We start from the raw sequence: 21,285 nt of genomic DNA, 5'->3' as shown, positions 1-21,285 counted from the left end.
AACCCATCCAGCGCATTCAGGTCTTGAACGAAATTGCAAACGCGCCGGGGGCGACGCCGTATTTGCGGGTAAACACGCGGGTCATATGGCTCTGGTCCGAGAACCCGCTGGCGGCTGCGGCATCGGCCAGCGCCATGCCGCCAGCAATCAGGCGACGCGCCAGCAGGATGCGGCGATGCAGGAGGAAGGCGTGCGGCGTAAAGCCCGTATTGCGGGCAAATGAGCGCACCAGTTGAAAGCGGCTCAAACCGCACGCACCCGCCAGTTCGGCCAGCGACCAGTTGGAGAGGGGATCGTCTTCCATCATCGATTGGGCGACAGCGGTGGGCGCCGCGCAACGCGTGGCAGCAGCGCTGCGACGGAGCAAGGTCTGCGCCATCAAGTCAAACAAGTGGTACTCGGCCGCCAGGGGCGCACCCGGCAACGCCGATGTGACCGCAGTGTACGCGCGCGCAAAGCCAGCCGCCAAGGCGGCATCCTGCAGCACCGGCGCCTTGAACTCGAGCGAAGCGCCGCCAGCACCGGGGTCCGCATCGCGCAGCAGTTCGGCCGCAAAACCAGGCTCCAGGTACAGCATCTTCCAGCTGCGCCCACCGTCGCCAAGGGGCGCTCCATCATGGACCTCATTCGGGTTCACCGTGATCACATCGCCCGCGCAAGCCTCCACCATGCCGCAGCCGCTGAACGACTTCGAAGCGCCATGCGTGAGCAAGCCGATGCCGAATTGTTCGTGGGTATGCCGGGAAAAGGATTGGCTGCTATGCGCTTCCACCGCCTGGATGCGTGCATCACCGCACGGTAACACCTGGAAGTTCGCTTTGGCCATGGACAAAGGGGGATTGGAGCGGGTGAAGGGAATCGAACCCTCGTATGAAGCTTGGGAAGCTGCCGTTCTACCATTGAACTACACCCGCATGCCACGCATTCTATGCGGCTTTGACCGAAGTTGGCAAGAAGGACACACCATAGTGCCCTTCGTTGCATCTCACACCCTTATTGGATGAACGGCCAGCCGTCGGCCGTGAAGGCGAGCGTATTGATGCCCAGCGTGGCACGCCCGCCGTTGTTGCCGTCGTAATAGTGGTAGACGTAGGTAGGCTTGTTACTGTTGCCGGCATCTGTGAACACGCTGCCGCCGCCAGGGCCGATGATATTGCCATGGGTACTGAGCAGGATGGTGCCGCCGCCCGCGGTCAGGGCTACGCCGCCGCGGTCGACATAGGGCCCGGTCACGCTGCTGGAACGGCCCACTATGGTGCGGTAGGTGCTGGTCGAACCCTTACAGCACTCATTGATTGGCGCGAAATAGTAGTAATAGCCGTTGTAGTAGTAGATGAATGGCCCTTCTTCGCCGGCCGATGGCGTGCCGCGCTTGGCCAGGGTATACACCCGTGCATTCGTTTTGATCAGGCCATTGGCAGGATCAAGCTGCACCAGGTGCGTGCCGTCGGTCCACGACCCCCATGCCATCCACCAGTTGCCGCCGGCATCCCGCAACGGAGCCGGGTCGATCGCGTTGTCGGTGGTGGCCCAAAAGCCCGGCGGTGGCGCAGTGGTCGTGCTGTTCCAGGACTTGGTGACGAAGCCTTTATCGGTCCACGGTCCTTGCGGCGACGCGCTGGTGGCAACGCCGATTACCGCCTCGGCGCCCGTGCTGGGCAGGTAGGGGATGGAGTAATACTGGTAGTAGGTGCCGTTCACCACCATCAGGCTCGGCGCCCAGACATCGGTATTGGCGCCATTGTTCCATCCCTTCGGCGCCTGCAGGCCGCTCCATGAACTGAAGTCTGGCCCGATTGGAGGACAATTCGGCGCGTAGCCGCCCATCTGGCCGCCGGTGCAGCTCGTGTAATTCGTGAAGTTGACGCCATCGGTCGATGTGGCCAGTGTCTGGTGCGAGCCGTACAGCCAATATTTGCCGCTGGTATCCCGCAGCATATAGGGATCGTGGACGAAGATGCCATTGCCGGCGACCGCGCGCGGCGCAGGGTAAGGGCTGGCGCCGGTGTTCACCAGCTGCCATTCCTGACAGGTGCATCCGGTCAGGCCCCACTGGTCGACGGTGGCGGTATTTGCAATACTCGCCATATACGCTTCCAGGTACTTGCCGCTATTGGCGTTCTGGATCAGGAAGTTGCCGCTCGCCGCCTGCGTGACGACCCACAAATGATCCGAAGTGCCGTTGTCTGCCCATTGCACCACCTGCGCGCCGTCTGCGGTGGATGCATTGGTCACCCCTAACACCTGGTGCGTCAACATGTTCTCGATGTTGTAGCGCCCATTCCCCATCGGCATGAAGTGCCACAAATGGTCGGCCGTGCCGTTATCGGCCCATTGGATTACTTTGGATCCAGCAGCCTGGCTGGCGCCGTCGATGCCTAATACCAGGCCGCTGTTAACATTCTTGATCTTGTACTGCACACTCGTATTGATCGTGATCGGGGTAGCTGCGTGCGCGGAAAGCGCCATGCCGATCAGCATGGCGAAACATGACAGAAGTCGCTTCATAGATGGTCTCCTTGGAGTTTTTTGACTGCCAAACCATCCTAGTCACTGTCCTGCCAGGCCACCAATCGTATCTTTTACGTCGGCAATACCCCTTTGATATCGCGATTATTCCGGCTTCAGCCGCGGCCGAGCAGTCCCCCGAGGGCAGCGCCAAGGCCGCCGCCGGTGTCGGGAATGGCACCGCCCGGCGTGAGCTTGTCGACCATTTGCGGCAGCAACTGCGCCAGATGGCCGGCGACGTCTTGCGTGTTGAGGCCAAGGCGGCTGGCGATGGCTTGCACTTGCTCACTGCCCAGCACTGCCTGGATCTGTTCCGCACTGATCGACTGGTTGGCGCCAGTGCCGATCCAGGAAGCGATCACGCCGCCCATGCCGCCCTGCTCGAACGTCTTCACCAGGCCTTGCAAGCCGCCGGTATTGGGATCGTTAAGCATCGTGGTAACCGCATCCAGCATCCCTTCCGGATGGTTACCGCCTGAGAACTGGCTCAGCACTTCGCCTGCCAGTGAATCGAGAATACCCATGGCACACCTCCTCAAATAGAACGGCGACTAGCAACAGTATCACAACGGGCTGTGTGTCCGAATGTAACGTTGTTTATCCCATTGAAAATTCAAGCTGCGACCGGCGTGGAAGGTGCAAAATGCCCGGACCAAACCAACCGGACTGACTTCCAATGAAACCAACCGTAGTCCTCGGCATCGCACTGGCTTTTGCGGCAAACATCGCTCACGCCCAAACTGACCCGGTCTCCGCGCTGGTCAGCCAGCTCGAACTGGAAAAATACAAGGCCACCATCAAGAGCCTGACCAAATTCGGCGACCGCCGCCAGGGCACGGAGCGCAATCGCCAGGCGCTGGACTGGATCGAGGCGCAGCTGAAAGCGTACGGCTGCTCCAATGTGGAGCGCTTGCAGTACCAGTTCACCGAGCCGGCCATGCGCGGCAAGCCGGCGGTGGCGGCAGGCGGTGGTGCGGGCGGTCCTCCTGGCCAGGGCGGCAGCACCCTGTTCGGCAACCGCGCGCCGACCGGTGTCAATACAGATCCGATGAAACAGCCGGACGAACGGCTGCGCGCACTGAATGCGGAACAGACGCCGCAAGGCACCTCCCTGCGCGAGAACGTCTATTGCACCAAGATCGGCAAGACGCGCCCCGATGAAATGTACATCGTCAGCGCCCATATGGACGGCATCGGCTTTGGCGAGGCGGCCAATGACGATGGTTCCGGTACCGCGCTGGTGATGGAGCTGGCGCGCATCTTCAGCGCACCTGGGGTGGAGACTGATCGCTCGATCCGCTTCGCCTTGTGGAACAACGAGGAGACCGGCTTGAACGGCGCGGCCGCCTACGTTGAACAGCGCAAGAACCTGCAAGGCATCGAGTCGCCGAAAGGCTCGGGCAAGTATCCCGAGCCGCGCTGGCTGGGCATGATCCAGCACGACATGATGCTGTTCGACCATGGCATGCCGATCCCTAAGCTCGATGATGCCGGCAAGCCGGTACTGGACCCGAATGGCCGTCCCGTCTGTGTGCTGCCGAACGAGCAGCGCGCCGAAGCGGACGTGAACATCGAGTTCCAGTCCAACTCGAAACAGGCGGAAGCATCGGCCAGGCTGGCGTGGGACTTCCGCGCGGCGAACGACAGGTACGCAACCAATTATCCGGCTGCCGTTGGCTTCCACATGACCAACACCGACTCCACGCCCTTCATGGACCTGGTGCCGTCGATCTCACTGCGCGAGAACGAGCGAGGGCAGCAGATCGGCTCCGGCTGGAATCCGCACTGGCACCAGCCGACCGACCTGTATGCGAACTACTCGGACAAGGACTTCCTGCTTGGCCTGAATGCTGCCCAGACCACGCTGGCCGGCGTGGCCAGGCTGGCTGGCGCCAAAATCGCCAAGCCTTAACGCCACAAGGGGTCGCTGGCCATCAAGGCCGTGGCCCAGTCGGTAAAGGCACGCACGCGCGACGACAGCCTGCGCGCATACGGATAGACAAGGCTGATCGGCATGCTGCCCAGGTGCCAGTCGGCCAGCACTTCCACCAGCGCGCCGCTGCGCAAATGCGGCGCCGCTTCCGCGCGCGGGATATTCAGGATGCCCAGTCCCGCAATTCCCGAAGCGACATATGCGGCGGCGCTATTGAAGCGCATCGCCGGCATCTGCTCGATGGTGTAGCGCTGTTCGCCGCGCAGTAGGGTTTGCATATGCTGGCGCCCCGTGGCAGCGAAGACGAAGCCAAGGTAGCGCTGCGCCGGCAGGTCTTCCACCGACTCCAGCCGCGGCGCCGATGCCAGGTAGGAGGGCGCCGCGCATAAGCAGAACTGCATATTCCCCACCCTCTTCGCCACCAGGTCCTGGTCCGCCACCGGCCCGCCGCGCAAGGCGCAATCGATCCCCTCCTGCACCAGGTCCACCACGCGTTCGCCGCAGCCGATATCGAGCTGCACATCCGGATAGCGCGCCGCAAAATCCGGCAAGGCGGGAATGATCAGGCTTGTGCCGACCGGCGATGGCATTTCAACCCGCACGCGGCCGCGCGCGCCGTGGCGCGAGGATTCCAGTTCATCCAGGTCGTCGAGGAGCGCGCGGGCGCCTTCGTAGTAGGCCGCGCCGTCCGTGGTGGGCGACACGCGGCGCGTGGTCCGGTGCAGCAGCTTCATGCCCAGGTGCGCCTCCAGCCCCTGGATCTGGCCGGAGATAGTGGTCTTCGGTACGCCCAGCGCTTCGGCCGCGCCGACGAAACTCCCCACTTCCACGATGCGGCAGAAGGCGCGCATTGCCTCAAGACGGTCAAAAGCCATGATTGTTCGACTTTCCGTATATTAAAAACAATAAAGACCAGTTTATCCGTAATCTCGTCCGGACTAAAGTGGATTCATCGCAACCAACCAGAGGAATCCACCATGAAACGCATCGACTATTACGCAGCCGCCCCGAACGCCATGAAAGCCATGATGGGCCTGGAACGCGCGATTGCGGAATCGCTGCTTCCGCTCAGCCTGCGCGAGCTGGTCAAGATCCGCGCCTCGCAAATCAACGGCTGCGCCTATTGCATCGACATGCACAGCAAGGACGCACTGAAGAACGGCGAAGACGTGCGGCGCCTGATGGCACTGCCGGCCTGGCGCGAAACGCCCTTCTTTGACGAACGGGAACGGGCCGCGCTGCTGTGGACCGAAACGCTGACCGAGCTTTCCAAAAACGGAGCGCCGGATGCTGTGTACAGTGCCGTCGCCGCCCAATTCAGCGAGCAGGAACTGTCTGAACTGACCTTCCTCATTGGCACCATCAACGCCTGGAACCGCTTTGCCGTGGGCTTCGCAATGCAACTGCCCAATTAACCACAAGACAACTGTTTTGGTGGAAAAACCACGAAATGGCCACGCTTTCGGCGCGGCCATTCGTCGATCTGCTAGTATGCACTGCGATCTTTCCCAACTGAAACAAAGTGTCAAAAATGCGCAGCACACTCACCGCAGCCGAACACGAAACCCTGCTTGAAGACGGCAAACCAATCGTCATCACCACCGACCTGCAGGGCCGCCTGACCTACACCAATTCGACCTTCATCGCTGTCGGCGACTACGCCGGCGACGATTTGATCGGGCGCCAGCAAAAGGCGCTCTATCACCCGGATATGCCGGCGCAGGTCGATGAAGACATGCTGCGCACTACGATGTCGGGCGAGCCTTGGCGCGGCCTGGTCAAATACCGCCGCAAGAATGGCGGCTATTTCTGGTGCATCGCCAACGTCACGCCTGTCATTGAAAAGAACCGCACCACCGGCTTCATGGCGGTCTGCACCAAGCCCAAGGCACAGCAGGTCAAGGACGCCGAAGCTTTGTACCGCACCGTGAGGGGCCCGAATCCGGAAGGCGTGCGCATCGCGCGCGGCGCCGCTGCAGCGCGCGGCCGCAAAAAGATCACCAATGCACTGCGCGATATTTCGCTATCCCAGCGCATGGCGCTGTGTTTTGGCAGCATGACGCTGCTGGCGCTGTCGATGGCGCTGCATGCCGTGCTGCCCTATTCCGATTTCGCGCTGCACCTGCAGGCGTTGCTGCTGGCGGCGCTGGCGCTGTACGGCTGGTACAACCTGCACCGCGCGATCGTGGCTCCGGTCCAGGCCTGCATCAACGCCACCCGCATCCTCGCCGGCGGCGACCTGACTACGCGCATGGCGGTTGACCGCCACGATGAACTGGGCCAGCTGCAGGCCTTTGTGCGCCAGTTGAACCTGAACCTGGCATCGATACTCGGCGACATCCGCGGCAATTTCGCGCTGACCCGCAGCACTACCACGCAAGTGCGCACCGCTAACGTCGACCTGGCGGCGCGCACCGAAGCGCAGGCAGCGAACCTGGAACAGACCACGGCCCATATGGGACTCATCACCGGCACCGTGAGCCAGACTGCCGATAACGTGAATAGCGCCAATGGCGTGGCGACCGAAGCGACCGCGCTGGCCGAACGCACCGGCGTGGCCGTGGCCCAGGTGGTAACGGCAATGGACGAGATCCGCCAGTCGTCGCACAAGATCGCCGACATCATCGGCCTGATCGACGGCATCGCGTTCCAGACCAATATCCTGGCCCTCAATGCAGCGGTGGAAGCGGCACGCGCCGGCGAAAGCGGTCGCGGCTTCGCTGTCGTCGCGAGCGAAGTGCGCAGCCTGGCGCAGCGCAGTGCGGCAGCGGCCAAGGATATCAAGGCGCTGATCGACGCATCGGCCGGCAAGATCGAAGGCGGCGCCAGCGTCGCTACCACGGCCGGCAAAGACATGGATGCGGTGATTGCCGCCATCGGCCGCGTGGCCGCCATCATGGGCGATATCCGCGGCGCGACGCGCGAACAGAGCGATGGCATCAACCAGGTAAAAGATTCCATCGTCCAGCTTGACGAGGTGACGCGGCAGAACAGCCAGATGGTGGAAGAGGCGTCTACCGCCACCGGTGTGCTGGACCTGCAGGCGCAGGCCGTCGCCAAGGCGCTGGAAGTGTTCAAGCTGCCGCCGCAAAGCGCCAGCAAGTCGAGGCGCGCCTGACGAAGCGGGGTAGCGCTTACTCGGGCGCTTCCACCTTGTAACCCTTGGCCTGCAGTTCAAGCAGATAGTTCTTCGGGCCGATCAACTGGCTTAGCGACAACACTGCGAAAGTGGTGTCGTTGGCTTCCAGCGCATGCTCCGCATTGGACATCCAGGCCTTGCGGGCCGACTGTTCCGCGTGCTGCAGCTTGTCATTCGACTTGAAGGCTTCGTTGTCGAAGACCGCCTGCTTGCAGGCTTCCTCGCGATCGGCAAAATTGAGCGAGGCAATCTTCGACATATCGCCTACCGCCCAGGCATTGGCACGCACACGCATGGCGTCGATATCGGACTCCAGGCTCTCCACGGTCTTGGCAAAGCAATCGGTATCGGCGCCGGGCGAATTCTTGAATGCCTTCAAGGCCTGGCCCGGGTTATCCAGCTCCGTTTCGAAGCCGCTCGGGGTCACCTTTACCTTGTACTGCTTGACCAGCTTATCGAGCTTCGCATACACCTCGGTGCGCTTGGTCAAGCCATTCTTTTCCAGCCCATACCGGTAAAGCGTGTCGGCAGCAAACATCGGTCGCTCACGTTCGATGTCGTCGTTCTTGCCGATGTATTTGGCCTTGAGCGCCTGCCAGCGATCATACGTCTCCGCAGGCAGCACGTCGATCAGCTTCGCGCCATCCGGGTTGTTCTTGAAGCCGATTGCATAGGGCAGCAGCTTAAGGCCGCCCCAGAACCCCACCTTGATGCCGAACGAAGGTTTTGGCAGGTACTCCTGCGACTTGGCGATGATGGATTCCACCTCATGGGAACGCCAGTCCATCTTGATCGGCAAAGGCGAGTAATCGCCGAACAGGTACATCACGTGCTCGCCTTTGGAGACCTTCCACAGGCCAGGGCCGGGACGCTGGCCCGTGATCACAACCTTTTCACCTTCCGGCGCCTGGGCTTCTTCCTGCGCCCAGGCGCTTGCCGCCAGCAGGCTCAATGCCACGGCGGATATCACTTTCCTTGTCATCCTCTTACTCTTTCTAAATGGTTAAGAGAATGGCAATACTACATCAGCGGCGTGAAGCAATGGTGAGTGTATGGACCGGCGTGCCTTTGTCGGTGACCACCTTGACGGTCAGCGTGCGTTCGGTGGCGTCTACGCGCGCCAGCTGGTCCTGACCCAGGACCAGGCGGTGGTAGGCATGCCCCTTGCCGGGCGCCTGGTAGGAGAAGGCGTGGTCATGGCCGGCGAGCACCAGGTCGACGCCGGCCTGGTTGGCCAGCGCGGTCCAGGCCGCGCCGTTATCGGGCAGCCAGCCCCAGTCGCCCTGGTGCATTGCCACCACGCGGAACGGGGCGCTGGAGAAGTGGCTGTTGCTGGCTGCGTGCGCGCGCAGCCATGCAAGCTCGCCTTCGCGATAAGGTACGGTACGATTCAGCTGGGCATAGACGTTGGTTTCGTCGGGCTTGTCCTCGGCGGTATCGAGCACCAGCAGGTGCACCGGGCCCATGGCGCGCCCGTAGTGGTAGCTGCCTTCCGGCGTCGGCACGTAGCCGGCCAGCTGGCGCGCAAAGGCGCCGCGCAGTTCGTGGTTGCCGCGTGCGAACAGCAGGGGTTTGCCCGGCCCCATCGCGGCAACCGTGGGGCGCAGCCATTTGGCCCACAACTGTTCTTCCGAATCGATCCAGTGGAAGGCATCGCCCAGGTGCAGCAGCGCGTCGGCGCTGGCCCAGTCGACCAACTTCATCAGGCGGCCGATGCGTGCCGTGTCTTCGTGGGTATCAGTCACCACGCTGAACGAGACCTTGTCCTGCTGCGGGCTGAAGGTCGTGAAGGCCGCGGCTGCGCTGGCGGTGCTCAAGCCCTTGTCCGGCCAATAGGGCTTCAGCTTCACCACGCGCGTGGCGCTGGCTTCATAGGAATAGCGTTTGCCGGGATCCAGCCCGGTGATCGTCACCACGTGCCGCTGGCCGACCGGCACCAAGCCGTCGACCTGCGGCTCGATTTCGCGCGCCGAATCACCGTCGCTCAGGCGTACCTTGGCGTGGCTTGGCGCATCGGTCATCCACATTACCGACACCGAGGTATCGGAGAGCGCCGACAGGTAAGGGCCTTCGGTAATGACAGGCCTGGTGTCGAACACCTTGTACGGCTCGGACTGGGCTATGGCCGCCCCTTGCACGGCCAGGGCGGCCAGGCCGATGCAAACGGATGCCAGCACTATGCGCGTGCGCTTCATCAGTAGCGGTCGTTGAAGGCGAAGACAGGTTTGCGCTTGCTCCACTCGCCCCGCGTAAAGTCCGGGAAGTCCAGCGTCTGGAAGTTCTGCGCGATCGATTGCTCGGACAGCGGCGTGATGGCGCTCCACGTCACCGCGTCGTAGATATCGATCGGCATCGGTGCGCGCGCCTTGAGCGCTTCCACAAAAGCATGGATCACGAAGTAATCCATGCCGCCGTGGCCCGCACCTGCCGCTTCGCTGGCGTATTTGCGCCACAGCGGGTGGTCGAACTGGTCCTGGTAAGCCTGGAAGTCCTCCCACTGGTGCGGCTTGCTCTTGCCTTCGACGTGGATGGAGTGGTTCACGTCCATCCACAGACCATTCGTTCCCTGCACGCGGAAACCCAGCGAATAAGGGCGCGGCAGCGAAGTATCGTGCTGCAGGACGATGGTCTCGCCGTTCTCACAGGCCAGCGTGGTGGTCACCACGTCGCCCAAGCTGAACCTCACCTTGCCGCTCGCGTGCTCGGCACCGCCCTGCTTGACGATGTAATCGTGCAGGCCGCGCGCCTTGGTGGCAAAGGTGTTGATACGGGTGAAGCGGTTGCCGCGGTTGATGTTGGTGTACATCGCGCACGGGCCGATGCCATGACTGGGATACAGCTCGCCATTGCGCTGCACCGAGTGCTCGGTGCGCCACTTCGCTTCCGACCAGCCCTTGGCACCGAATTCGATGCCGCTGCCGTATGGCTTGGCTGGATCGCCGTTGTTGAACTTCACCGCGCGCAAGTCGTGCTGGTAACCGCCTTGCAGGTGCACCAGTTCGCCGAACAGGCCGGAGCGCACCATCTGCAGCACCGCCATCACGTCGCGGCGGTAGCACACGTTCTCCAGCAGCATGTACGGCGTGCCGGTCTTGAGCTGGGTGTCCAGCACGTCCCAGTGATCTTTCAGCGTCACACCCGCCACCACTTCGCAGCCTACCGGCACCTTGGCCTGCATGGCGTCGATCGCCATTTGCGCGTGCCATTCCCATGGGGTGGCGATGATCACGCCGTCGAGCTGCTTCGAGTCCAGCATGCGGCGGTAGGCGTGCTTGTCGCCATCCTCGCCGAAGGTGCGCGGCTTCGGCTTGCCGGCTTTTTCGAACTGCGCCAGCGCCTTGCCCAGCATGATCGGTTCGATATCGCACAACGCAGCAACTTCCACGTCATCGCGGCGCACCAGTTCGCGCAGCAGCACCTGGCCGCGCATGCCGGTGCCGATCATGCCGAGCCGGAGCTTTTCGCGGCCGCCGGCCGCAAAGGCCGTCGGCAGCAGCAGGCTGCCCGCCAGCGCGGCGCCGGCGGTGAGGAAGTGTCGTCGATTGAATTGCTTGTCCATCTAGTCTTTACCTCTTTGGTTGGATCGCAGGTTACCAGAACTTGTAGCTGGCCGAGAGAGCGAAGACGCGTCCGAACAGGTTTTGCTGGTGGTTGTAGCCTTCCCAGCCGTTCGGGTCGTAGTACGGCTTCTTGTTGGTCACGTTCTTGATATTCAGGCCCAGCTCCAGGTTCTTGACAGGCTTCCAGTTGAAGCCCAGGTTGACCGTGTAGTACGAAGGCTGGCCGCCGCACAGGTTGTCCGGCAGTGCCACGCCGCCGGCAGTGCAGTTTTCCGGAGCGTTGTCGGTGTCGTACGCGCCGTATGCCCACTTGGCCTTGCCGGTGTAGTTGACGAACAGGCTGGTGACCAGGTTCTGGTAGGTCCAGTCGGCATTGAAGGTGGCGCGCAGGCGCGGCGAATCGTAGTAGCCCACGTAGTTGCCGGAGAAACCGCTGCCGTCTTCGTAATTGTAGGTTTCGCGCTTGCGAATCGTGAAGGCGGCTCCGGTATTCAGCTTGCCGTATTCGCCCAGCGAGAAGCGGGTGCGCGCATCGATGTCGAAGCCGTCCATCAGAGTGCGGCCGCGGTTCGAATAGGAGTTGATCAGGCCACCCAGGTTGCCAACCGAGTATTTCGGCATGCCAGCTGCAACGCAGGCCGGCAGGTTGGCCAGGTTGTTGCACATGGTGACCACGGCCGCCATATTGGCGCGGTCGGCATCGGTCAGGTCGTTGCGGATTGCCTGGTTGGTGCCGGCCAGGCTCGGGCCATGATTGGCAACCAGGTCGGTGAACAACTGGTTGAAGTCCTGGCGCACGATCTCGTTGCGGCGGTACACGAACCAGTAGTCCAGCGAGATGCTGACGTCCTTGGTCGGCTGCAGCACCAGGCCAAGGGTCGAAATCTTGGCCTTTTCCGGCTTCAGGTCAGGGTTCGGCGGAGTCAGGCCGCCCACCGTGGTCGAGCAATTGGAGTTCAGCAGTGTCTTGCCCAGGTCCTGGTCGGTGCCGGTGACGGACTTCATCAGCAGCCTGGCGATGGCATTGGTTTCATCGCAGCGCACGGTGTCGCGGATGCCGCCCACCTGCGCGAACACGCCGCCGCTGCCCGATTCAGCCAGGTTCGGCGCACGGAAGCCTTCCGAATAGGTGCCGCGGACCATGATTTCAGGGCGTGCACGCCATTGGACGCCGATCTTCGGCGCCAGGTTGGCGGAAAAGTGCGGGTATTTGTCCACGCGGGCCGCGGCATTGATTTCCAGCGTATCGGTCACCGGCACCACCACTTCGCCGAACAGCGCGCTGACGGTGCGCTTGCCGTCGAACCAGGACCCGCCCTGCTGCGTGATCAGGCCATTGGCCGCATCGGCATTGCCGGGAGTATCGAAGCTTTCGCGCATCAGGTTGGTGCCAATGGCTGCACGCACTTCACGCTCGCCCAGCTTGAACAGCGTGCCTTCCACCTTGGCGTCGAAGCTAATCAGCTTGGTCCAGGACTGGATGTCGAAAGTCGGGAAGGCTTCACGGATCAGGGCCGCATTGGCTTCGCTGACCTCGCCGAACTTGAAGGCCGGGTTGTCGGCTATGTAGACGCGGCCGGTGATCGGGTCCCTGGTGGTCGGGCCGAAGGCTTTCTCGAAGCCTTTGGTGTTGATATTGGTGGTCTGGTACAGCGTGGAATGGCTGCCCGCGACACCCAGCGCGGTTTCGAAATCCCAGCTGCCGGCGAGGTGGCCGCGCAGGCCGGCCAGCACGCGGTAGTTGTCGTCCAGGTTCTTCTGTCCGAAGTGGCCGACCGCATCCTGCATGATGTAGTTCAGACCCGCCGCGCCGCCCATCTTGGCTGCCATGTCGGGATCCAGCTTGCCCTGCAGGTAGACGTTGTTCGGGCCCAGGTAAGGATTGACGAAGGTATTCAGCCTGGTGCCGGTATTGCGCGAGAACCAGTTGCTGGTGGTGCCGCTGTTGAAGCTGCGCGGGCCATTTTCACCGCGCAGCTTGATATGGGTGAAAGCGGCTTCGGCAAAGGCTTCCAGGTCTTCGCCCAGCTTCATGCGGCCGGACAGGAAACCGGTGGCGCGGTCGGAAGTCGGCCCGGTGTCCAGCGAATACGGCAGGTTGTTCCACACGCAGCGGGTGCCCGACGCTTCGGTAATCATGGTGGAGCAACCGCTCACCGCACGCTGGGTGCGCGCGTTGTTCTTGGCCGGGTCGAACACGAAGAAGGTGCCCGGGTTGGGCTGTCCAGGTTCGCTGCCGACACCGATGCGGAAGTTGGGAATGAAGTTGGGGTTGTTGACGTAGAAGTAGTCCGGGCGCTTGTCATAAGTGTCGGACAGTGCTATACGGTCGCGCTGGTACACGTTCAGGGAAGCCATGAAGTTGTAGCCATCGTTGGCAAAGTCGCCCTTGCCGTACACCACGCTGGCCTGGTGCTCGCCGTAAGCCGAGACTTTCTGGGAATGATCGGTGCTGACTTTCGCTTCCAGGCCCTGGTAATTCTTCTTCGTGATCACGTTGATTACGCCTGCCACCGCATCGGAGCCGTACACTGCGGAGGCGCCGTCGGTCAGGATTTCCATGCGCTCGATTGCCGCTGCCGGAATCGAGTCGATATTGACGAACATGGTCTGGAAGCCTGCCGGCGCGCCGTAGAACGACAGGCGGCGGCCATTCAGCAGCACCAGCGTGCCTTGCGCGCCAAGACCGCGCAGGTTGGCTTGCGAGGCGCCGTCGGAGCCGGTGAACATGGAGCGGAAGTCCTGCTGCGCCGGGCGTGCAGCTGGCAGGTTGTCCAGCACTTGCATCAGGGTCCGGGCGCCCATGTTTTCAATCTGCCTGGCGTCGATCACCTGCACTGGCGATGCGGTTTCCGCGTTGATGCGTTTCAGGCTGGAGCCGGTCACTTCGACGCGGTGGATCTTCTCGCCTTTCTCGCCTTTCTCGTCCTTCTTGTCATCCGCTCCATCGGCTGCCAAGGCGCCGCCGGCAAATCCAATAGCTGCCAGCGCAGCGATCAATTTCTTCAGTTCCACTTGCATCTCCTTTTTTTAGTTTGCAAAACGCCCTCCCCGGTCCGAAGAGGGGTTCGTTCTTAGCGACGAAAAATGTGCGGTCAGCGCGTTCGGACGGTGGCGCCCTCTGTGCCTATGAGTACGGCGTTGGCCCAGTTGCCGCAAACCTGGGCGGGTTGGGCGCCGCGCGCACCCAGGGTCCGCAGGCTGAGTTGCCTCAACCCGCGCAGATCGATTTCCGGCTTGACCACGGCCGGCGCAGTTACCAGGCCGCTGTCATACAGCAGGCGTTCCCCGCTCCAGACCTGGAACTGCAGGCCGCCGGCGCTACGGCAGCTATCGTCCACGCCAAGGTCGGCGCGCAGCAGGTTCCAGCTGCCCTCCAGATGCAGGTCGATGCGGCTGGAAGGTCCGACGCCCAGGCCTTTGCGGAACCACAGGCCGTTCATGCGCATTTCCTTGCCTTTGCCGGCAGGACGATCACGGTTCACGCCTTTCGGCTGTGGCAGGTCGGACAGGAAGCTTTGCTGTTCGGCGCCTTCCTTCGTTCGATGTTCGAGGATGCGGAAGGTGGACAGCGCGATCGGTCCCACTTCGGCCGGCTGCATGGCGTTGATTGCCTTGGCTGGTGCTTGCGCTGCTGCGGTGACCATCGGGTCGGTGGCGGCCGCGCCCTCGCCTTCCGGGTTCTGCGTGCTGAGCACGCGGAAGCGCAGCAGGCGGCCTGCGCTGGCCGGGAAGTTGATGGTTTGCGTTTCCTGCTGCAGCTTCAAGCGGCCGCTGAAGCTTGGCTTGCCCCATTCGCCGTTGGTATCCGCAATGTAGATTTCATAGTCGCGCACCTGGCCGTGCTTCCAGTGCTCGTCGTTGCGCGGCGCAATTTCGATGCCGTCCACCAGGCGGCGCTCCGTGAAGCCGATGGTCCATTCATGCGCACCGGTGCGGATCGACTGGTTGCGGGTGGTGCGGAACCAGGTGCCGGCCTTGTCGTCGAAGGCGTTCTCCAGCGGATGGCCGGGTTCTTCGGCCGGACGGCTCACCACCAGCAGGGCGTCGGGCGGCAGCGCGCGGCCCGGTTCCGGCGCCTGCGGGAAATCGTCGTCTTGCGCGGCCAGCGTCTGCGCGCCCTGCACGGCGATTTGCAGCGCCTGGCGGATATCCTGCCTGGCGGTCTTGACGAGCAGGGTTCCCGTCCGGTCTTGCGGGTCGTAGAACCAGCCTTCCGCTGCCGCCTCATATGCCGCGCGGTCCGTGTGGGCCGGCAAACCGCGGCTCGCCGCGGTGACCGCCGCCGGCCGCTGGCGGGTCAGCATGCGCAGCGCGTAGCTGCGGCGTGCCTCCTGGCCTTCGTAGCTGCCTTCCACCGCAGCGATGTCGACGCTGACGATGCCGCTCGATTCGCGCATGCGCAGCACTTGCTGGCTGAACGCGCCCTTCTGGTACTCGCGCGTGTTGCCATCGTCTTCATACAGCGTGAACGAGGACTCGCCGTGCGGATACAGGTCCAGCGTCAGCACATCTTTCGGCTTCTCGCCGTCATACAACACTTCGGGATACATCGGCAGGATCGCGCCGGCGCGGACGAAGACCGGCAGCTTGTCGAGCGTGACCTGCAGGTCGAGGTCGCGCCCCGCAGCGCCGGCAGTCGCCTGGCGCCCATCCCAGTACTCGATCCAGGTGCCTTGCGGCAGGTGGATACCCTTGCGCCAGCCTTGCGATACCGCCTGGCTGCGATACACCGGCGCCACCAGCATGTCGCGGCCGAGAAGGAATTGGTACTTGTGCGCTTCGGTGAAAGCAGCAGGGTCCGACGGGTAATCCCACATCAGGCCACGCACCAGCGGCGCACCGCTCTGCTCCGCTTCGCGCCCCAGTGTGTACATGTAGGGCGTCAGGCGCAGCTTCAGTTTCAGGTAGCGCCGGTTGATGCTGCGGTAAGGTTCATCGAACCACCATGGATGCTTGCGCGCATTGGCCGACCAGCCCGACATCCCCATCAGCACCGGCGTGAACGCCTTCCATTGCAGGTCGCGGGTATAGGTCTCGGGGCTGCCGCCGAAAATCGCATCGACGTCGCCAGTCGCATAGGCCTGGCCGGACAGGCCGGAACCCACCAGCGTCGGCACATGCCAGCGGATGTAGTCCCAGCTCGCGCTCTGGTCGCCGGTCCACGCCACGGCATAGCGCTGCGTACCGGCCCAGCCCATCACGGTCCAGATGAAAGGACGGCTGTCGGAGTTGTCCAGGATGCCGTCGTAAGCGGACTTGTTGGCGTCCAGCGAAAACTGGTAGCCCTTGCCGGTCCACGCCACGTCCAGTTTCTGCACGCGGCTGCCGGCAGTGCCGACTTCCCACTTGATCTTGTCGACGCCGTTCTCGGTCCACAGCCCGGTGCGGAAACCATACTTGGCCAGGCCTTGCACCGTCTCAGGCAAACTGCTGTAGCCGCAGCCGTAGCCGTCGTTCGGCAGGATCCAGCCGCCGGGCATATCGTTCTCGCGATATTGGCGCGCCACCGCATCGACAACGTCCGGCGTCTTGCCGGTCGGGCCGTCGCTCCAGCCTTTCGGCACGGTGCCCGGCTTCTTCACATTGTCGCCATCGTTGTAGCAATCGGCATCGCCGTATTCCAGCGCCCAGCGCGGCAGCATGCGCGCACGGCCGGTCCATTCGGTGTAGCGCGCCAGCACATCGCGCACGTCCTTGCCGACGAAGTAGTAGGCATCGAAGCGCGGCTCGGCGTGCTGCAAGGCCACCACGTCCTGCTGGCGCAAATCGTAGCTGCCATCCGACCAGGTGTTGCGCAGCATGCCCCAGCCGCGGGAGCTCATGAGGAAAGGCGCCGGGCTTGGGCGGTCGCCCTCTTCCCAGCCGCCCGAATAGGACACTTCAAGCTGGCGGCCCTTGAACTCGAAACGGCCATTCTGCTGGCCGCCGCCGAAGAAGCGCTCCGCCTTGTCGCTGGACAGGGTCTGCACGCTGGCCTTATCGCCCAACTCCAGCGGCTGCACTTCGCGCCACAGCGCTTGCGTTTCGCCGGCGCGGAACAGGGTGAAGCGCACCGGGTTGCGGTCGATGCGCAAGGCCAGTTTGGACGTGCGCAGCAAAACATGATCGGGCTGCTCGCTTACGCTATGCTCAATGCGTGCAGCCGGCTTGCCGACCACGATGGCCGCGGCCTTGTCGCCGGCATCGGTCAGCTTGCCCTTGGGGCCGGCCCAGATGCGCAGTACATCGTCCTGCAGCAGGCCGACACGCACGATGGCGCCGGATTCGGTCGCCAGGTCCCAGTACAGGCCCTCGGCGGGGCCGGCCGGCGCGGCGGTGATGCTGCGCAGCTTTCCCAGTGGCGCGGCCAAGGCGGCACCTGTAGTGGCCAAGCCCATGACGGCAGCGGCGATTGCAGTGCGGGTGAGTCTCTTCATAAGCCTGCCTAAGGTGCAAGTTTTTTCGTTTTGATGGTCGTACTTTAGGAATAAAAGCAAAAAAGGTCAACAAAAAGAAAGGAAACTGCACTTTTTCCTGGGTTTACAGTCTATTTTTCTTTCGTTTTAGCCGATATTGCAGTGCAATAGCTTTCATTTAGTAGCGGATACGCAACGCGACAGGCTGGAATGTGGTGGCTGGCCGTACAGTTCCGCCTACCGCGCCGGCAGGATCATCTTTCGTTTATCTTTCGTATTTGACTTTTCGAAATACTTTATTTATGCTTTAAGTCAACTTACAACTTTTCTTTTTTCGATGACTACCCTCCTCCAGCGTGACCCGCAAGCCTGGCGCGACATCAGCGGCCTCGATACCGCCGAAGAGATTGCGCAGCAGCCGGCCCTGTGGCGCGAACTGGGCGCCAGCCTGCAAAGCCGCGCCGCCGACGTCGCAGCCTTCCTCGGCAGCTGCCTGCACAATCCGCAGCAGCGCGTGATCCTGACCGGCGCCGGTAGTTCTTGCTATGTGGGCGAAATCATCGCCGATGAGCTGAATGCGGCCTGGCCAGCGCAAGTGCGCGCCGTGGCGACCACCAGCCTGCTGACCCACCCGGAGCTGTACCTCGATCCGAATGCGCCGACCCTGCTGGTCTCCTTCGCCCGCAGCGGCAGCAGCCCGGAAAGCCTGGCCGCCGTGGAACTGGTGCGCGAGCTGGCGGCCGATGCACGCTTCATGAATATCACCTGCAATGCGCAAGGCCAGTTGGCGCGCAATGGCGATACCGATGCGCGCACGTTCAACCTGTTGATGCCTGCCGCCAGCTGCGACCGCGGCTTCGCCATGACCAGCAGCTTCACCTGCATGCTGCTGGCCGCCTTGTGCGTGCTGGGTAAAGGCGAATGGCAGCAACACCTGCCAGCGCTGGCGCAAGCCGGCGACGCCGCACTGCGCGACTGGGCGGCGCCGCTAGCCTCGTTGGCCGCGCTGCCGGTCGAGCGCGTGGTCTACCTGGGCAGCGGCCCGCTGGAAGCGCTGGCCAAGGAATCCGCGCTGAAGATCCTGGAACTGACCGGCGGCCGCGTGCTTGCCATGTCGAACACTGCGCTTGGTTTCCGCCACGGCCCGAAGTCTGCGCTGAACCAGCAATCGCTGGTGGTGCTGTTCCGCAGCAGCAAAGCGCTGTCGCGCCGCTATGAAGAAGACCTGCTGCAGGAGCTGCGCCGCGATGGCGTGGCCGGCTCGCTGGTCACCGTCGGCACCGGCTCCGACATTTCGGTCGCTGCACCGGACTTGCCTGACGCCTGGCTGGCGCCATTGTGGCTGCTGATGGCGCAGCAATACGCCCTGCACCAATCGGCGACGCTGGGCCTGACGCCCGACAATCCCTTTGCCGACGGCACCGTCAACCGCGTGGTGCAAGGCGTCACCATCTACCGCCATGACCAGTTCTGAGCAAACCGGCTATCACGGCATCGACATCGGCGGCACCAAGATCGAACTGGTGTCGTGGATCGACGCCGGCAGCGAGCTGCAGGAGATGTTCCGCGAACGCATCGCGACGCCAGGCACCGACTTCAATGAATTCGTCGCAGCGATCATTGGCCTGGTAGCGCGCGGCGACGCGGCGCTCGGCCCGCAAGGATCGCCTGCAGCGGTCGGTATCGGCCTGCCCGGCGTCATCGACAGCGCCACCGGCCGCCAGCTCAGTTCCAATGTGCCGGCCCTCAACGGCCGCCTGGTCGCAGCCGCATTGCAGGAGGCTCTGGCGCGCCCGGTCATCATCGGCAACGACTGCCAGTGCTTCGCCCTGTCGGAAGCGCAAGGCGGCGCAGCAGCGGGCTTGCCGACCATGTTCGGCGCCATCATCGGCACCGGCGCCGGCGGCGGCTACTGCGTCGAAGGACGCCTGCTGCGCGGCTTCAATGCCATTGCCGGCGAATGGGGGCATTGGACCGTGCCCGCGTCGCTGCTGGCCCTCTACCAGCTGCCAATCCTGGATTGCCCATGCGGCAAGAAGGGCTGCATGGAGCGCTATGTCTCCGGTCCCGGCCTGTCGAAACTGCACGCCCACATCGGCGGCGACGGCGCGCAGCCGCTGGCCATCACGGCCCGCGCCAGCAACGGCGACGCACTGGCCGCGCAGGCGCTGGCAATCCACCTCGACCTGCTGGGCCATGCCCTGGCCGGCCTGGTGCTGGCCTACGACCCGCACGCTATCGTGCTGGGTGGCGGCCTGTCCAAGCTGTCGCACCTGTACCAGCAGCTGCCGGCAGCCATGCGCCGCCACCTGTTCCGCGGCGTGCAAACGCCGCCTGTGCTGCCGCCGCGCTTCGGCGATGCCGGCGGTGCGCGCGGCGCCGCCCTGCTGGCGCGCCAACAAACGACGTAAATGACCATGAACCAGACTGCCCAACTTTCCCCAGTCCTGCAAATCGTCCAGGCGCACCGCGCCGGCGAAGCGGTCGGCCTGTACAGCGTTTGCTGCAGCCATCCCATCGTGCTGCGCGCCGCCATGCAGGTGGCCGCACAGTACGGCACGCCGCTGCTGGTGGAAGCCACCTCGAACCAGGTGGACCAGTTTGGCGGCTACACCGGCATGCAGCCGGCCGGGTTCCGCGATTACGTGCACCGCCTGGCGCACGAGCAAGGCTTCCCGGTCGGCCGCCTGGTACTGGGCGGCGACCATCTCGGCCCCAATGCCTGGCAATCGCAGGATGCCGCTAGCGCGATGGCGCACGCCGAAGTGCTGATCGACGCCTACGTGTCGGCCGGCTTCCACAAGATCCACCTTGATTGCAGCATGCGCTGCGCCGACGACGCGCCGGTGCTGAGCGACGAGACCGTGGCCGCACGCGCGGTGCGCCTGGCCGCCGTCGCCGAACAGGCGGCAGGCCGCGCCGGCCTGCCGCCGCCGGTCTACGTGATCGGCACCGAAGTGCCGGTGCCGGGCGGCGAGGCATCGCTGGAGCAGGCGCTTGCCGTCACCGCAGCGCCCGCCGCCGCACGCACGCTGGAAGTACACCGCAGCGCCTTCGCCGCAGCCGGCCTGCAAGAGGCGTGGCAGCGCGTGATCGCCATGGTGGTGCAGCCCGGCGTGGATTTCGACCAGGCCAATGTGCAGCACTACGACGCGGCAGCCGCGCAGGAATTGTCAGGCTTCGTGGCCGGCCAGCCTGGCCTGGTGTTCGAAGCCCACTCCACCGACTACCAGCGCGAGTCGGGCCTGCACGACATGGTGCGCGACCACTATGCCATCCTCAAGGTCGGCCCGGCTGCCACCTTCGCCCTGCGCGAAGGGTTCCTGGCGCTGTGCCTGATCGAAGAAGCCCTGCTGGGCAAGGAAAAGGCTTCGCGCCTGATGGACGTGCTGGAGCAAGCCATGCTGGCCAAGCCCAGGCACTGGCAGCAGCATTACCTTGGCAGCGAAAGCGAACAGCGCCTGATGCGCCGCTACGGCCTGTCCGACCGCTGCCGCTACTACTGGGGCGAGCCGCAAGTTGCCGCCGCCGTCGGCCAACTGTTCGCCAACCTGGCCGGGCGCAGCATCCCGCTGCCTTTGCTGAGCCAATACCTGCCGCAGCAGTTCCAGTCCGTGCTGCAGGGCGAACTGGCCGCCGCGCCGCAAGCCCTGCTTGAACACAAGGTCGGCTGCCTGCTGGCGCAGTATGCGCGGGCCTGCAGCGCCAACGCCGCTGCCAGGCACACGGCTGCCGCCATCTGTTAAG

Annotated in this window: 15 protein-coding genes and 1 tRNA gene; 6 read left to right on the top strand and 10 right to left on the bottom strand. The window is 63.5% G+C overall.

Annotation, left to right across the window (positions count from 1 at the left end; all coding sequences use genetic code 11):
- Nucleotides 1–16: 16 nt before the first annotated feature.
- The 4 genes from ASE26_RS27760 to ASE26_RS27745 all read right to left on the bottom strand — a co-directional run bounded on the left by ASE26_RS27760 (nucleotide 17) and on the right by ASE26_RS27745 (nucleotide 3,032).
- Entirely contained in the window at nucleotides 17–826 is an 810-nt protein-coding gene (locus ASE26_RS27760; protein WP_055934117.1) for an AraC family transcriptional regulator, read from the bottom strand.
- Nucleotides 827–840: 14 nt separating this feature from the next.
- A tRNA-Gly gene (locus tag ASE26_RS27755) sits at nucleotides 841–914 on the bottom strand.
- A 79-nt stretch (nucleotides 915–993) separates the two neighbouring features.
- The gene (locus ASE26_RS27750) at nucleotides 994–2,508 is read right to left on the bottom strand and encodes a family 43 glycosylhydrolase (protein WP_082591495.1); all 1,515 of its coding nucleotides are present in this window, start codon (nucleotides 2,506–2,508) and stop codon (nucleotides 994–996) included.
- A 116-nt stretch (nucleotides 2,509–2,624) separates the two neighbouring features.
- Nucleotides 2,625–3,032, bottom strand: coding sequence for a YidB family protein (locus tag ASE26_RS27745; RefSeq protein ID WP_055934121.1), 408 nt, complete (start codon nucleotides 3,030–3,032; stop codon nucleotides 2,625–2,627).
- Between the two features lie 152 nt (nucleotides 3,033–3,184).
- Here ASE26_RS27745 and ASE26_RS27740 point away from each other — a divergent pair, with 152 nt between their 5' ends.
- The gene (locus ASE26_RS27740) at nucleotides 3,185–4,420 is read left to right on the top strand and encodes a M28 family metallopeptidase (protein ID WP_055934123.1); all 1,236 of its coding nucleotides are present in this window, start codon (nucleotides 3,185–3,187) and stop codon (nucleotides 4,418–4,420) included.
- Here ASE26_RS27740 and ASE26_RS27735 read toward each other — a convergent pair.
- On the bottom strand, nucleotides 4,417–5,316 hold the full coding sequence (locus ASE26_RS27735) for a LysR family transcriptional regulator (RefSeq protein WP_055934125.1): 900 nt from the start codon (nucleotides 5,314–5,316) through the stop codon (nucleotides 4,417–4,419). The genes ASE26_RS27740 and ASE26_RS27735 overlap by 4 nt on opposite strands.
- 102 nt (nucleotides 5,317–5,418) lie before the next feature.
- Here ASE26_RS27735 and ASE26_RS27730 point away from each other — a divergent pair, with 102 nt between their 5' ends.
- Together ASE26_RS27730 and ASE26_RS27725 are read left to right on the top strand one after the other, a co-directional pair.
- Nucleotides 5,419–5,856 carry a carboxymuconolactone decarboxylase family protein gene (locus ASE26_RS27730; RefSeq protein ID WP_055934127.1) on the top strand — a complete coding sequence of 146 codons (438 nt, stop codon included), beginning with the start codon at nucleotides 5,419–5,421 and terminating at the stop codon, nucleotides 5,854–5,856.
- Nucleotides 5,857–5,972: 116 nt separating this feature from the next.
- Nucleotides 5,973–7,559: a methyl-accepting chemotaxis protein gene (locus tag ASE26_RS27725; protein ID WP_082507444.1), complete on the top strand. Its 1,587-nt coding sequence runs from the start codon at nucleotides 5,973–5,975 to the stop codon at nucleotides 7,557–7,559.
- A gap of 16 nt (nucleotides 7,560–7,575) precedes the next feature.
- On the opposite strand, the gene ASE26_RS27720 is transcribed toward ASE26_RS27725, so the two are convergent.
- The 5 genes from ASE26_RS27720 to ASE26_RS27700 form a co-directional block, all read right to left on the bottom strand.
- Nucleotides 7,576–8,562: a TraB/GumN family protein gene (locus ASE26_RS27720; protein ID WP_082507445.1), complete on the bottom strand. Its 987-nt coding sequence runs from the start codon at nucleotides 8,560–8,562 to the stop codon at nucleotides 7,576–7,578.
- A 43-nt stretch (nucleotides 8,563–8,605) separates the two neighbouring features.
- Nucleotides 8,606–9,775: an FN3 domain-containing metallophosphoesterase family protein gene (locus ASE26_RS27715; protein ID WP_057247327.1), complete on the bottom strand. Its 1,170-nt coding sequence runs from the start codon at nucleotides 9,773–9,775 to the stop codon at nucleotides 8,606–8,608.
- Entirely contained in the window at nucleotides 9,775–11,139 is a 1,365-nt protein-coding gene (locus ASE26_RS27710) for a Gfo/Idh/MocA family protein (RefSeq protein ID WP_055934134.1), read from the bottom strand. The genes ASE26_RS27715 and ASE26_RS27710 overlap by 1 nt, the downstream gene beginning before the upstream one ends.
- Before the next feature lie 31 nt (nucleotides 11,140–11,170).
- Nucleotides 11,171–14,161: a TonB-dependent siderophore receptor gene (locus ASE26_RS27705; protein ID WP_082591494.1), complete on the bottom strand. Its 2,991-nt coding sequence runs from the start codon at nucleotides 14,159–14,161 to the stop codon at nucleotides 11,171–11,173.
- A 74-nt stretch (nucleotides 14,162–14,235) separates the two neighbouring features.
- The gene (locus ASE26_RS27700; RefSeq protein ID WP_057247326.1) at nucleotides 14,236–17,559 is read right to left on the bottom strand and encodes a TIM-barrel domain-containing protein; all 3,324 of its coding nucleotides are present in this window, start codon (nucleotides 17,557–17,559) and stop codon (nucleotides 14,236–14,238) included.
- 316 nt (nucleotides 17,560–17,875) lie between these two features.
- Between ASE26_RS27700 and ASE26_RS27695 the strand changes: the two genes are divergently transcribed.
- From ASE26_RS27695 to ASE26_RS27685, 3 genes are read left to right on the top strand one after another with little or no spacing between them, the layout of a single operon-like run.
- Nucleotides 17,876–19,012 (top strand): SIS domain-containing protein, encoded by a 1,137-nt coding sequence (locus ASE26_RS27695; protein WP_055934138.1) that lies wholly within the window; start codon nucleotides 17,876–17,878, stop codon nucleotides 19,010–19,012.
- Nucleotides 18,999–19,949, top strand: a complete 951-nt coding sequence (locus tag ASE26_RS27690) for an ROK family protein (RefSeq protein WP_055934140.1) — start codon at nucleotides 18,999–19,001, stop codon at nucleotides 19,947–19,949. The genes ASE26_RS27695 and ASE26_RS27690 overlap by 14 nt, the downstream gene beginning before the upstream one ends.
- A gap of 6 nt (nucleotides 19,950–19,955) precedes the next feature.
- Nucleotides 19,956–21,284 carry a D-tagatose-bisphosphate aldolase, class II, non-catalytic subunit gene (locus tag ASE26_RS27685; protein WP_057247345.1) on the top strand — a complete coding sequence of 443 codons (1,329 nt, stop codon included), beginning with the start codon at nucleotides 19,956–19,958 and terminating at the stop codon, nucleotides 21,282–21,284.
- The last annotated feature ends 1 nt before the right edge of the window (nucleotide 21,285 follow it).

The organism is Duganella sp. Root198D2 (genome assembly GCF_001428585.1).
Lineage (GTDB): Bacteria > Pseudomonadota > Gammaproteobacteria > Burkholderiales > Burkholderiaceae_D > Rugamonas.
Note: the sequence above shows the minus strand (reverse complement) of the source record. Positions and strands in the feature narration are given on the sequence as shown.